At 62.6% G+C, this 13,513-nt stretch carries 12 protein-coding genes; 1 reads left to right on the top strand and 11 read right to left on the bottom strand.

From position 1 onward, the window contains the following. Positions 1-17 precede the first annotated feature (17 nt). Complete coding sequence (locus ACXMYO_RS03750; RefSeq protein ID WP_457807857.1) at positions 18-1,403, top strand: glutamine synthetase family protein; 1,386 nt, start codon at positions 18-20, stop codon at positions 1,401-1,403. A gap of 27 nt (positions 1,404-1,430) precedes the next feature. Here the strand turns inward: ACXMYO_RS03750 and ACXMYO_RS03745 are convergent, their stop codons facing one another. The 11 genes from ACXMYO_RS03745 to prmC form a co-directional block, all read right to left on the bottom strand. Further along, the gene (locus ACXMYO_RS03745) at positions 1,431-2,273 is read right to left on the bottom strand and encodes an EamA family transporter (protein ID WP_457807856.1); all 843 of its coding nucleotides are present in this window, start codon (positions 2,271-2,273) and stop codon (positions 1,431-1,433) included. A gap of 31 nt (positions 2,274-2,304) precedes the next feature. Beyond that, on the bottom strand, positions 2,305-3,612 hold the full coding sequence (locus ACXMYO_RS03740; RefSeq protein WP_457807855.1) for an NAD(P)/FAD-dependent oxidoreductase: 1,308 nt from the start codon (positions 3,610-3,612) through the stop codon (positions 2,305-2,307). 41 nt (positions 3,613-3,653) lie between these two features. Further along, positions 3,654-4,730 carry an ABC transporter substrate-binding protein gene (locus ACXMYO_RS03735; RefSeq protein ID WP_457807854.1) on the bottom strand — a complete coding sequence of 359 codons (1,077 nt, stop codon included), beginning with the start codon at positions 4,728-4,730 and terminating at the stop codon, positions 3,654-3,656. Positions 4,731-4,791: 61 nt separating this feature from the next. Continuing rightward, on the bottom strand, positions 4,792-6,159 hold the full coding sequence (locus ACXMYO_RS03730) for a glutamine synthetase family protein (RefSeq protein ID WP_457807853.1): 1,368 nt from the start codon (positions 6,157-6,159) through the stop codon (positions 4,792-4,794). A gap of 75 nt (positions 6,160-6,234) precedes the next feature. Next, positions 6,235-7,305: an ABC transporter substrate-binding protein gene (locus tag ACXMYO_RS03725; protein ID WP_457807852.1), complete on the bottom strand. Its 1,071-nt coding sequence runs from the start codon at positions 7,303-7,305 to the stop codon at positions 6,235-6,237. A gap of 66 nt (positions 7,306-7,371) precedes the next feature. Beyond that, entirely contained in the window at positions 7,372-8,166 is a 795-nt protein-coding gene (locus ACXMYO_RS03720; protein ID WP_438766895.1) for an ABC transporter permease subunit, read from the bottom strand. A 9-nt stretch (positions 8,167-8,175) separates the two neighbouring features. Continuing rightward, positions 8,176-9,090, bottom strand: coding sequence for an ABC transporter permease (locus ACXMYO_RS03715; RefSeq protein ID WP_457807851.1), 915 nt, complete (start codon positions 9,088-9,090; stop codon positions 8,176-8,178). Next, positions 9,087-10,262 (bottom strand): ABC transporter ATP-binding protein, encoded by a 1,176-nt coding sequence (locus tag ACXMYO_RS03710; RefSeq protein ID WP_457807850.1) that lies wholly within the window; start codon positions 10,260-10,262, stop codon positions 9,087-9,089. The genes ACXMYO_RS03715 and ACXMYO_RS03710 overlap by 4 nt, the downstream gene beginning before the upstream one ends. 79 nt (positions 10,263-10,341) lie before the next feature. Next, positions 10,342-11,613 (bottom strand): NAD(P)/FAD-dependent oxidoreductase, encoded by a 1,272-nt coding sequence (locus tag ACXMYO_RS03705; RefSeq protein ID WP_457807849.1) that lies wholly within the window; start codon positions 11,611-11,613, stop codon positions 10,342-10,344. A 246-nt stretch (positions 11,614-11,859) separates the two neighbouring features. Beyond that, entirely contained in the window at positions 11,860-12,609 is a 750-nt protein-coding gene (locus ACXMYO_RS03700) for a HesA/MoeB/ThiF family protein (protein ID WP_457807848.1), read from the bottom strand. A gap of 19 nt (positions 12,610-12,628) precedes the next feature. Then, complete coding sequence (prmC, locus tag ACXMYO_RS03695; RefSeq protein WP_457807847.1) at positions 12,629-13,495, bottom strand: peptide chain release factor N(5)-glutamine methyltransferase; 867 nt, start codon at positions 13,493-13,495, stop codon at positions 12,629-12,631. Positions 13,496-13,513 lie beyond the last annotated feature (18 nt).

Below are 13,513 nucleotides of genomic sequence, written 5' to 3'. Positions count from 1 at the left end.
GCCCGAGCCGCTCGATCATGACCGACATCCCCGCCGTTGGCGCCCTTGAGGCGTGCCAGTTTCTGGAAGCCCATCCTGACATTACCCAGATCGATGTTTTGATCAGCGATCTCAATGGTGTCCTGCGCGGCAAGCGTATTCCGCGCGCCAGTCTTGATGAGGCCTATACCAGCGGCGTTAATCTGCCCGCCTCGATCTTTGCCCTCGATATCACCGGCAATACCGTGGAAGAGACGGGGCTGGGGCTCGATAGTGGCGATGGCGACCGCGCCTGCATGCCGATTCCCGGCACGCTGGTGCCGGTCTCGTGGCATCAGCGTACGCCGACCGCGCAGCTTTTGATGACCATGGTGGAGCCGGACGGCAGCGGCTGGCACGCCGACCCGCGGCAGGTGCTGGCGCGCGTGCTGGAAGGCTTTACTCGGCAGGGGCTGACGCCGGTGGTGGCCATCGAGCAGGAGTTTTACCTGCTGGATACCGAACGCAGTGACCGCGGCCGGCCCCAGCCACCGCGCTCGCCGCTGACCGGTGAGCGTGCGCGTTCCAGCCAGCTTTATTCGATCAGCGAGCTCGACGAATACGCCGATTTCATCGATGCCATTCACGAGGCCTGTGCTCAGCAGGGGCTGCCGCTGGATACCGCCCTCAAGGAGTGCGCGCCGGGCCAGTTCGAGATCAACCTGCGCCATCGCAGCGACGCCCTGCGCGCCTGTGATGATGCGGTCATGTTAAAGCGCGCCATCAAGGGCGTGGCCCAGCGGCAGGGGTTTGAGGCGACCTTCATGGCCAAGCCGTGGGGCAACGAGGCCGGCAGCGGCACGCACGTGCATATCAGCCTGCTGGATGAGCACGGCCGCAACGTCTTTGCCACTGAGGACCAAAACCCCATGGGTAGCGCGCTGCTGCATCAGGCCATTGCCGGCGTGCTGGAGTTGATGCCGGCCTCGATGGCGATCTGCGCGCCCAACCTCAATGCCTTTCGTCGCTTCCAGCCCGGACTTTACGTGCCGATGGCCCCCTCGTGGGGGCTCGATAACCGCTCGGTAGCAGTGCGTATTCCCTCGGGGCCGGCGGCCGCCACGCGTCTAGAGCATCGCGTGGCCGGTGCGGACGTCAACGTCTATCTGCTGTGCGCCGTGCTGCTGGCCTCGATCGCCCACGGGCTTGATGAAAGGCTTGTGCCGCCGCCAGCCATCGAGGGCAACGCCTACACACAGCTGGATGCCTCCCTGCCCGACTCCTGGGGCGTGGCGCTGGAGCTGTGGATGGAAAGCGAGGTGCTGGGTGAACGTCTCGGGCGAGGCTTTCAGCATATCTACTATGCCAACCGCCAGGCCGAGCGCTCGCTGGCGCAGCGCACCGTCAGCGCGCTGGAGTATGAATGGTATCTGCGTCTGGTCTAGATGTGCTTGGCGAAATCGGGGCTCGGACTAACCCAGACGCAGCAGCACGACGCCGGAGAGAATGATCAAACCCGCCAGCACTCGCTGACGGGTCAGCCGTTCGCTCAGAAAGAGCGCCGAGATGGCCAGCGCAAAGAGCACGCTGGACTCGCGCAGGGCCGCGACCAAGGCGATCGGCGCCTGACTCATCGCCCAGATGGTCGCGCCGTAGGCGGCCATCGACATCGCACCACCTGCCAGCCCTACCCGGTAATGCGAGGCCACCGCTTTCAGGCTTTCACGCCCCTTGATCACCAGCAGGAGGCCTCCCATGGCGACCCCACTGATCAGAAAAAGCCACACGATATAGCTGATGGCATCGTGGTTGGCGCGGGCACCCAGCCCATCAGTGAGCGTATAGGCGGCGATAAAGACCGAGGTCATCAGAGCATTGCCCAGCCCCGTGCGAGGCAGCTTCGTCGCACCGGCACCGCGCGTGGCCATCCACCAGATTCCTCCGCTCAGCAGCGCAATGCCCGCATATCCCAGGAGTGCGGGCTGATCGCCCAGCCACAAAAGACCCGCCACCGCCACGATCAACGGCGCCGAGCCGCGCGCGATGGGATAGATCTGACCGAAATCGCCGCCAGCATAGGCGCGCGCCAGAAACACGTTATAGCCCACGTGCAAAGCGCCGGACAATAGAAGCCAGGGCCAGGCGGCGGCACTCGGCAGCCCAACCAGCGGGATCATCATTAGCGCCAGCAGCCCACCGCTTATGCGTAGCAGCATGACAGACAACAACCGATCCAGGCCCACCCGCACCAGGGCGTTCCAGCCGGCGTGCAGGGCGGCCGCACAAAGAACGACAGCGAAGACGTCCGGACTCACGTGTCGTCACCGGACGTACGAAGGTCTGCCATCACACCCCCAGCCGGTCGCGCAGGGCGTAATACCAGGCGCCCATGGCGGAAAACGGCACGGCAAAGCGCCGCCCACCCGGAAACGGCAGGTGACGGATATCGGCAAAGGCGTCAAAACGCGCGCTTTCGCCCTTGATGATTTCCCCCACAAGCCGACCGGCCAGATGCGAGGCCGTCACGCCGTGACCGGAGTAGCCCTGAGCGTAATAGACGTTGTGGTTGAGCCGCCCGAACTGCGGCAGGCGGTTGAGGGTCATCAGGAAGTTGCCGCTCCAGGCGTAGTCGATGCTCACCTTCTTGAGTTCCGGGAAGGTCTTTAACAGCTTGGGGCGAATGGCGCCTTCGATGCTGGCCGGATCGCGCCCGCCGTAGGTCACGCCGCCACCGTAGATCAATCGGCGCTCGGCGGAGAGCCGGTAGTAGTCGAGCAGGTAGTTGCTGTCCTCCACCGCGCGGTCGGTGGGTAGAAGCCGCTTTGCCGTGGCTTCATCAAGCACTTCGGTGGCGATCACCTGGGTGCCACACGGCATGGAGCGATCAGCAAGCTCGGGCACGATATCGCCCAGATAGGCATTGCCGGCGATCACGGCGCGCTCGGCCCCGATCACACCATGGGCGGTATGAATCCGCACCCGCTCGCCGTGTTCCAGCCGCGTCATGGGCGAGTGCTCGAAAATCACGCCGCCAAGGGATTCAAGCGCCGCGGCCTGCCCCAGCACCAGATTCAGTGGATGAAGATGACCACCGGAGTGGTCCAGCAGCGCCCCCTTGTATCGCGAACTCCCGATCTCGCGCTGATAGGCATCCCCCTCCAGCAGTTCCAGTTCCCTGTGGCCGTACTTTTCCCACAGCTTTTGGTGATGCCTGAGCGCGGCGAGCTGTTTGTCATTGCAGGCGGCAAAGAGATTGCCGTTTTTGAGATCGCACCGGATGGCGTAGCGCTCGATGCGCTCGCGGATAATGCGATTGCCCTCAAACGCCATATCGCCGAGCGCTTGAGCGGCGGCCTCACCAAAGCGCGCCTCGATCATGTCCATGTCGCGGCTGTAGCTGTTGACGATCTGACCGCCGTTGCGGCCACTGGCGCCAAAGCCCACGCGCTGCGCTTCAAGCACGGCGACGCGAAAGCCCTGCTCGGCCAGATGCAGGGCGCTTGAAATGCCGGTAAAGCCGGCCCCCACCACGCAGACATCCACACTGTGATGCCCGGCAAGCGCCGGCCGATCAGGCGCGGGGTTCATGGTGGCGGCATAGAGCGAGCGGGCGTGGCCGTCGCGATGGGTCGATGCAACATCAGGCTGGGTCATGACAATGTACCGTACGAACGGCCTGAGCAGGCCGTCGGAAGTTAGCGACTGCGCATTTCATTGTTGAGCTGTGACAGCGTGCCAAGCTGCGCCGTATCGATCAGCGGCACAAACACCAGCCGCGAGCGCTCCTCGTCACTGAGACTAGAGGGGGGTTGTTTCAGGGCATCATCGAGCTGGTCGAGCGCAGCCTTATTGGGCGTGGCATAGAAGGTATAGTTGCTGATGCGCGCGGCCACGTCAGGTCGCAGGGTATAGGCAATAAACGCCTGTGCCAGCTCGGGGTGCGGTGCGCGCTTTGGAATCACCAGCGTATCGATGCCGCGCTGTGAGCCCTCCTCGGGTACGAAAAAGCGCAGATGGCCGTAAGTGTCCGGGTCCTCGGCCTGACGCCAGGCCAGATCACCGTTATAGGTCATGCCCATGGCGCTGACGCCGCGCACGATCTGATCAATAGTGGCGGTACTGTCGGTAAACCCGACGAAGTTCGAGCGGTTTTTGCTCTCCATCAGACGCCGGGCGCTGTCTACCCACTGATCCCTTTGCGTGCAGTCAAAGCCGTAGCCGAGCGAGGCGCAGGCGGCACCAAACAGTACCTGTGGGTCACCGCCCAAAAGCGTAAAGGGCGCTTCTGGATTGATGTCAGGGTCAAACAGCGCCGACCAGCTGCGTGGTATGTCATCGAGCACGCGAGTGTCATACACGATGCCGGTCACGCCCCATTGATAGGGCACGCTGTAGCGATTGCCCGGGTCGTAGGCGGGGTCCTGAAATTCGGGCAGCAGGTGTTCAAGTCCTGGCAGCCGTTCATGATCCAGCGGCCGGACAAGATCCGCCGCCACCAGCCGGGGCACAAAATAGTCGGTCGGCACGACCACATCGTACTGGGCATCGCCGCCGCTACGCAGTTTGGTAAACATCTCGGCGTTGGAGGTGAAAAAGTTCTGCACCACGCGAACGTCATGCTCGCGCTCGAAATCCTCCAGTACATCCGGCGGCATATATTCCGTCCAGTTGAAGAGATAGAGCGTATCCGCACGCTTCTCCCCGGCGCTGGCTGCCAGACTCACCCCGGCCAGCAATACGGCACCGGCCCGCAACCGCCATGATCGTGTCATCGCGCATTCCCCCCGTGATCCATTTGTTGTTGTGTCCTGCCGACGTTGTTCCGCCCGCTGCCTATACCCGCAGCAGCAGATGCTCGCGCTCCCAGGAGCTGATCACCCGGTAATAGGCCAGATGCTCGGCGCGCTTGACCGCCAGGTAGCTTTTGACGAAGCGCTCGCCGAGCACCTCCGCCAGCGCATCGCAGCCGTCCAGAGCGTCAAGGGCCGGCCCGACATCGTTGGGCAGGGCGATACCGCCGCTCCAGGCACCGCCGCTCAGGGGCGGGCGCGCATCAAGCTGCTGTGTCATGCCCAGATAGCCGCAGGCCAGCGAGGCGGCCATGACCAGATAGGGGTTGGCATCGGCGCCGGGCAGGCGATTTTCAACCCGTGTGGCCTCGGCATTGCCCACCGGCACCCGCAGCCCCACGGTGCGGTTATCGTAGCCCCACTCCACGTTGGTCGGCGCCGAGCCGCCATATTCACCGGGCATCAGCCGGCGCCAGGAGTTGATATTGGGCGCAAAAAACGGCATGGCCGCAGGCATCCAGGTCTGTAGCCCGCCGATATAGTTCAAAAAAAGGTCGCTGGGCTGGCCACTGTCCCCGGCGAACAGGTTGTCGCCGCTGTCACGATCCAGCAGGCTCTGATGCAGATGCATGGCGCTGCCCGGCTCGTTGGCCATGGGCTTGGCCATGAAGGTGGCATACATGCCGTGGCGCAGCGCCGTCTCGCGCAGCGTGCGCTTGAAGATCACCACCTGATCGGCCAGATAGAGCGGGTCGCCGTGCTGGAAGTTGACCTCCATCTGCCCGGCACCCTCTTCGTGAATGAGGGTATCGATGTCGAGCTTTTGCGCCTCGCAGTAGTCGTACATCTCCTCAAAGAGCGGATCAAACTCGTTGACAGCATCAATGGAAAACGACTGCCGGCCGCTCTCCTGGCGCCCGGAGCGACCGATCGGCGGCTCCAGCGGATAGTCCGGGTCGGTGTTGGTCTTGACCAGATAAAACTCGACTTCCGGTGCCATGACCGGCTTCCAGCCGCGGGCCTCATAAAGGGCCAGCACGCGCTTGAGGACATGACGCGGTGCGATTTCGACCGGCTCGCCGTTCATGTAATAGCAGTCATGAATGATCTGGGCGGTCGGGTCTTCTGCCCAGGGCACCAGATAGGCAGCGGCCGGGTCGGCAATCAGCTGCATGTCGAGCTCGGCGGCATTCCAGAAGCGCAGGGCCTGGTCATCGGGATAGCCGCCGGTCACCGACTGGATAAAGATCGAATCCGGCAGACGCGGCCGGCCGCCGTTAAGGTACTTGCCGGCCGGCATGATCTTGCCCTTGAGAATGCCGGTCAGGTCGCTGACCAGACACTCCACCTCGGTGATGCGATGCTCTTCAAACCAGTCCGTCAGTACCACCGGACGATGCTTTAGCGTCATGTCGGCCTCCCCAGCCGAGCCTGATCAAACGCATAAAAAAGGCGGTCCGCCCGATGGCGAACCGCTCGTTACGACCTAGCGTGACTGCACTTCATTCCACAGCTGCTGATAGCGCTGCAGGTCCTGCCCGGAAAGCGTCGGCGTGAACTTCAGCCGCGCCATGTCCGCCTCATCGGGCAGTGACGGCGGCTGCTGAAGGACTTCATCAAGATGCTCGACCGCCGCCTCGTTGGGGGTGGAATAGAAGGTGTAGTTGGCCAGCTGCGCCCCGACCCGAGCCTCCAGAATGAAGTTGATGAACTCGTGCGCCAGCTCAGGATGCGGTGCCCGCGCCGGGATGGCCATGGAGTCCACCCACAGCTCGGAGCCCTCCTCCGGAACCACGAACTCGGTGTTGGCGTAGCCTTCCGGGTCATCATGTTTGTACTGCAGATAGTCGCCGTTGTAGGTCACGCCAAGGGCATTGACGCCGCGCGACACCTGGCCCAGCACCGGCGTGGAGTCGGTAAAGCCGGTAAAGTTGCGGCGATGCTTGGTCTTGAGCAGCAGTTTGGCAGCCTCAACCATGTCGCCCTGCGCGGTGCAGTTGTAGGGCTTGCCCAGAAACGCGCACGCCGCGCCAAACATGACCTGACCGTCCTTGAGCATCGAAAACGGCTGATCGCCGTTGGCCGACTCATCAAAGACCATCGACCAGCTCGGTGTCGCATCGGGGAAGGTCTCGGTATTGACGATCAGTCCGGTCGAGCCCCAGAGATAGGCGGCCGTGTACTGATTGTCCGGGTCATAGGGCGGATCAACGAAGCGCGCCATGAGATTGTCCATGTTGGGCAGCTGCGACTTGTCCAGCGGCTGCAACAGCCCCGCCTCGATCATGCGCGGTATAAAATAGTTCGAGGGCACCACGATGTCGTACTGCGATACGCCGCCGGCCTGCAGCTTGGAAAACATCTCCCCCAGCGAGCCGTAGTAGTTCTGCACCACCTCCACATCGTATTTCTCTTCAAACGCCTCGATGATGGCCGGGTCCATGTAGTCGGTCCAGTTGAACACATAGAGGCGGTCGGCCGCGCTGGCATGGCCTGACAGCATGACGGCGGCAACGGCACCGGCCAGAAGCGCCGGGCGGGGTGAGAAAAGCGTCATTGGCAGTGTCCCTTCAATGATGGTGATTATTGGTTTTACGGTTTCTTATGAGTCCGCCACCGCTCTTCAGGCGCGGCGACGGTTGAACAAAAGGCTCACGACAGCCACCAGCGCCACCGACGCGATCATCAGTGTGGCAATGGCGTTGATCTCCGGCGAGATACCGCGACGGATGGCGCCCCAGATATAGATCGGCAGCGTCGCGCTTTCCGGTCCGGCCGTAAAGAAGCTGATGACGAAATCGTCCACCGACAGCGTAAACGACAGGAAAAAGGCCGACAAAAGCGCCGGTTTCAGCGTGGGCAAAATAAAATGCAGCATCCGCTGCCAGGGGCTGGCATAGAGATCCTTGGCGGCATCAAACAGCGTGGCATCAAGGCCGACAAAACGGGAATAGACGATCAGCGCCACAAACGGAATCTGGAAGGTGACGTGGGCGATGACCATGGTCGAAAGCCCAGGCGAGAGCAGGCCCGTCAGGCGGTTGATCTGGACGAAAAACGCCATGTCGGCGATGCCGAACACGATGTCCGGCATCACGATCGGCAGATAGATCAGGATGATCAAAAGCCCGAGCCGGCGGGCACGGTGTCGATACAGCCCGTAGCCGATCATCGCGCCCAGAATCACGGCGATAATGGAAGATATCACGGCCAGCAGCAGCGTATGGCCGATGGCGCTGATCACCACATCGTTGTTCAAAAGCCGCTCGTACCAGCGCAGCGAAAAGCCGCCCCAGCGCGCCGAGGTGTTGATGGCATTAAACGAAAACACCATCACCACCAGAAGCGGCGCGTAGAGAAAGATCAGCGTCAGCCACCAGAAAACGGCGAGCCCTTTCTTGAATCCCCGGTTTTGCATGCCGCTCTCCTAGATCACCATCTCGGTACCACCGCCCAGGCGGCGACCCATTCGACGCAGTATGACAAGCCCCATCAGGGTGGCCAGCAGCATCAAAAGCGCTCCGGCAGCCCCCAGCGGCCAGTTGGCCGCCTCCCCGAACTGACTCGCGACCAGATTACCCAGCATCTGCGAGCGCCCGCCGCCCAGAAGCTCAGGGATGACGTACATGCCAAAGGCCGGAATGGCGACCAGCACGGAGCCTGCCAAAAGCCCCGGCAGCGTCTGGGGTAGTACGGCGACAAAAAAAGCGCGCAACGGCGAGGCGTAGAGATCGCGCGCCGCCTCGATCTGGGCGTGATCAAGCTTTTCAAACGCCGCATACAGCGGCAGCACCATAAAGGGCAGAAAGTTGTAGACAAGCCCGAGGGTGACGGCAAAATCGGACGGAAAAAGCCCCATATTGGGCGCGATCAGCCCCATTTTCTCGGCAAGACTCGACAGCGGCGTGCCCGGTGAAAGCAGATTCATCCAGCCAAAGGCGCGGATGACCTGGTTGGTCCATGACGGCACCACCACCGCCAGCAGCATGATGGCGCGCAGCCGCGGCCGGCACATGGAGATATACCAGGCGATTGGATAGGCCACCATCACCACCAGTGCCAGCGAGATAACGGACTGAAATATCGAGCGCCACAGCGTATAGAGATTGCCCGGGCTCCAGCCCAGAAAGCCAAAGCCTGCCAGATTGCGAAAGGCATCCAGCGTCAGCGGCATCTGCGGCTGACCGAAGCCGCCGTTGGTCATAAACGCCACCGACATCAGATAGGCGCTGGGCAGGACCAGAAAGATGAAAATCCACAGCGCCCCGGGCAGCACGCTGACCAGAAGATGCCGGGTTTCCCGACGCCGGCGCCGGCGCCAGACCACATCCGCCTGACTCATGCGCCCTCCCCGTCATCGCTGAGCATGATGACGTCTTCGGGATAGATCTCGACTTTCACCTCATCCCCGACCCGAAACAGACGCTCCCCGGTATTGGAGATTTCGGCAATCAGCTCGCTGTGCTGCTCGCCGCTTTGGTGAGACAGCCGGTATTCGACGTTGCTGCCGCGATAAAAGCGCTCCACGACTCGACACATGAGCGTATTGAGCTGCTTGCCTGGCTCCACGCTCGGCGCGCCGGGCGAGGTCAGCTCCAGGGTCTCGGGGCGAATCAACGCCACTTTCCCCTCATTGTGATCTTCGGTTTCCAGCGCCCCGATCGGCGTTTGTACCGTCATGCCCTCTCTGGCCGAGATCGAAAAGAGATTGTCATGCCCCATGAAACGCGCCACGAACAGATTGGCCGGGCGCTCATAGACTTCCTGCGGGGTACCGATCTGCTGAATGATCCCATCGCTTAACACCGCGATGCGATCGCTCATCACCATCGCCTCTTCCTGATCGTGGGTGACAAACACAAACGTCATGCCCAGACGCTTCTGGGTGCGCAAAAGCTCCACCTGCAGCTGGCTGCGAAGCCCGGCATCGAGTGCCGACAGGGGCTCATCGAGCAGCAGCACGTCGGGTTCACAGATCAGCGCGCGCGCCAGCGCAATGCGCTGTCGCTGGCCGCCGGAGAGCTGATCGACGCGGCGGTCCACCAGCGAGCCGAGCTTGATGAACTCGGCAATCTCGACCACCTTTTGCTCGCGCTCGCTGCGCGCCATGCCGCGCATTTTCAGACCAAAGGCGATGTTGTCGCGTACCGACAGATGCGGAAACAGCGCATATGACTGAAAGACCGTATTCACGCTGCGCTTGTGAGGGGGCGTGTCGGTGACATCCACCCCACCAATGGACAGCGTGCCGCCACTGGGCTCATCCAGCCCCGCCAGCATGCGCAACAGCGTGGTCTTGCCGCAGCCGGAAGGCCCCAGCAGGGTAAAGAACTCGCCGGCGCGGATATCCAGATCCACGCTTTCAAGCGCCACCACGCCCCCCGGATACTCCTTGCGAATGCCTTTCAGGTTGATGGAAGACGCCTCACGCGCCGCCCCGGCATTGGCGCCCTGAGTGCTATCGCGATGCTGAAATGGCCCGTCGGGTGCGGCGGTCGGTGAGCGTTCTGCCATCGAACAGGATCCCCTTGCGTATGAATGCACCGCTTGTGCAGTGTCGGTATAGGTCGGTTGCAGGACAGCGCTCCAGAGCTCAGAGGCGATCCCTTAATCGGTAAAAGGCGGTCGCCAGCACCAGAAGCGGCGTTCGAAGCCGGCGACCGCCCGGAAAATCAAGATGTTTCATGGCGGCCAGTAGATCAAAGCGCTCGCTCTGCCCGGCCACGGCCTGCGCCATCAGCTGTCCGGCAAGCCCTGCCAGCGCCATGCCATGGCCCGAATAGCCCTGCACAAAATGAATGTTGTCATCCAGCCGGCCAAAGTGCGGCGCCCGGCTGCGGGTGATCGCTACCCGGCCGCCCCAGCGATAATCGATCGCTACATCTTCAAGCACTGGAAAGAGCTCGCGCATTTTGCGCTGCATGATCGTGACAAGCCCGCGCGGCTCACGGCCACTGTAGCTGACCTGACCGCCATAGAGTAAACGCCGCCCTGCGGTGAGGCGATAGTAGTCCAGCACAAAATTGGCATCCGAGACCGCGTCACGCTGTGGCAGGGTCTGTGCCACCTGGTGCTCGGAGAGCGCTTCGGTGGCGATGATGTAGTTGACCACCGGCATGATCTTGCGCTCGATCTCCGGCACCAGCCCGCCCAGGTAGGCATTGCCGGCGACCAGCAGATGGTCACAGTCAATTCGCCCGTGTGCCGTGGTCAGCTGCACGGTCTTGCCACCCGTGATATCGCTCACACGGCTGTGCTCGAAAATCACGGCCCCGGCACGCTGGGCGGCGCGTGCCAGCCCCAGCGTATAGTTGAGCGGATGCAGATGGCCTGCCTCGCGCTCATACAGACCGCCGAGGTAGGCATCGGTGACCACATGGCGCTGCAGGGCCTCGCCTTCCAGCCATTCAAGACCCTCATAGCCATAGCGCGTCGCCATCTCGTCCCGCCAGGCCTTCATGGCACGCTCGTGACGCGGCTTGATCGCGGCGTGAAGATACCCGCGGGAATACTCGCAGTCGATGCCGTGACGCTCGATCAGCGACTCGGTCAGCCGCACCGCCTCACGGCTCATCTCCCAGACCTCGCGCGCGGCTTGTTGTCCCAGCGCTCTGGCGATCACCGAAAGCTCGGTCCCCAGCCCCGGCAGAATCTGCCCGCCGCTGCGCCCCGAGGCGCCCGCGCCAATTTCTCCCGCCTCCAAAAGCGCCACGCGATAGCCCCGCTCCGCCAGATGCAGCGCCGCACTGCACCCGGTCACCCCGCCGCCGATGATGGCGACATCAAAACGCTGCGCGCCCGCCAGGGAAGCCGTATGGACCAGCGCCAGATTGCGGGAGTGGGCATACCAGGAGTGCTCGCTCATCGGGACAGCTCATCAAGGCGTATGAAAAAAGCATTATGGTGGGAATGCGTACCGAGAGGCCATGGGCCGACAAGGTTTACAGCCTTTTTTTGGCCGACCCGATTCGGCCGTGGCAGAACCGGTGAACGATTCAGCGGCTCATGACTCGATGATCGCACTTTTCCATCGAATACAGCGCCAACGTAAAAAACCGCGTCGGAAGACGCGGCATCATGACCTGCGGTAGCGACTGTTCTGCCAGAACCGTCAGTCCCTGTCCTCACACACCGGGCAGTGCGGATCACGCCCCAGCCCGAAGTGTCGCCACTGCCCGCTCAGGCCATCAAAGGTGGCAAGCCCTTTCTGCGCCGTACCACAGCCGCCCAGAAGCTTCAGGGCCTCGAGCGCCTGATAGCTGCCGATCATGCCGACCAGCGGGGCGATGACGCCGCTCTCGGCACAGGTCAGCTGATCTTCAGCGGCGCTGTCGCCATAGAGGCAGGCGTAACAGGGGGCGGCCGGGTCGCGAAGGTCAAAGACGGCCAGCTGCCCCGAGAAGCGAATGGCCGCGCCGGAGACCAGTGGCGTGCCGGCGGCCACGCAGGCGCGATTGATGGCGTCCCGGCTTTCAAAGCGATCCGTGCAGTCGAGCACGACATCGGCACGGGCCACGGCATGCTGTAACCCTTCTCCCTGGAGACGTTCGGTGATGACCTGCGTCCGACAGTGGCTATTGATTGCGGCAATACTCTCGGCCGCCGACTGCGCCTTGAAGTGATCGATATCCACCTCGCTATGGGCGATCTGGCGCTGCAGGTTGGAAAGATCGACCCGGTCATCATCGGCCAGCGTGAGCATGCCCACACCGGCGGCCGCCAGATAGAGTGCCGCCGGCGAGCCCAGTCCGCCCAGCCCGATGATCAGTACATGACCTGCCATGAGGCGTGTCTGGCCCTCGTAATCAAGCTCGTTGAGCATGATCTGGCGGCTGTAGCGCAGAAGCTGCTCGTCGTTCATGGTCACTCTCATACTGCGATCAGGGATTCAGGGCAACAGAAGACCATTGTCCCAGACTGACCCGCTCGCGCCCGCCCAGATCGGGACAGGTGCCAACGGCCGTATAGCCCGCATTTTCCAGCGCCGCCCGCACCGCCTCGCCCTGCTGATGGCCGTGCTCCAGCATCAGCCAGCCACCGACGGTCAGAAAATCACGGGCAGTCTCGATCAGGTGCAGCAGATCGGCCATGCCGTCCTGCCCTGCCACCAGCGCCGAGCGCGGTTCAAAGCGCACATCGCCCTGCCCCAGATGCTCATCAGACGCGTCGATGTAGGGCGGGTTACTGACGATCAGCTCAAAGCGCATGGAGGGCGCCAGCGCCGAGAAGAAATCGCCCTGCTCAAAGCGGACATTGGTGATGCCCAGCGTCTCGGCATTGCGCTGCGCCAGGGTGACGGCTTCTGCAACAATATCGATACCGGTCACCTGCCAGTCGGGGCGTTCAGACGCCAGCGCCAGGGCAATGGCGCCGCTGCCGGTGCCCAGATCCAGTGCACGCACATCGCTCGTCGGCATATGCGTCAGCGCCTGTTCGACCAGGGTTTCGGTATCAGGACGCGGGATCAGGGTATGAGGCGACACGGCGAGAGGCAGGCCAAAAAACTCGCGATAGCCCAAAAGCCAGGCCACCGGTTCGCCCTGCTCACGCCGCTCAACCAGGGCATTGAAACGCTTGGCTTCGGTTGGTTCAACCTCGCGATCCCCCCAGGTATAAAGCCAGGTCCGCGAACGCCCCAGCACATGGGCCAGCAGCAGCTGGGCATCAAGATGGGGCGTGGCTGTCTCGCCAGTGGCGTGACGGGCAAGACGGGCCACGGCATCGGACAGGGCCTGATCAATGCGCATGAAAGCTCTTGTCAGTCA

The organism is Kushneria sp. EE4 (assembly GCF_977968315.1).
Note: the sequence above shows the minus strand (reverse complement) of the source record. Positions and strands in the feature narration are given on the sequence as shown.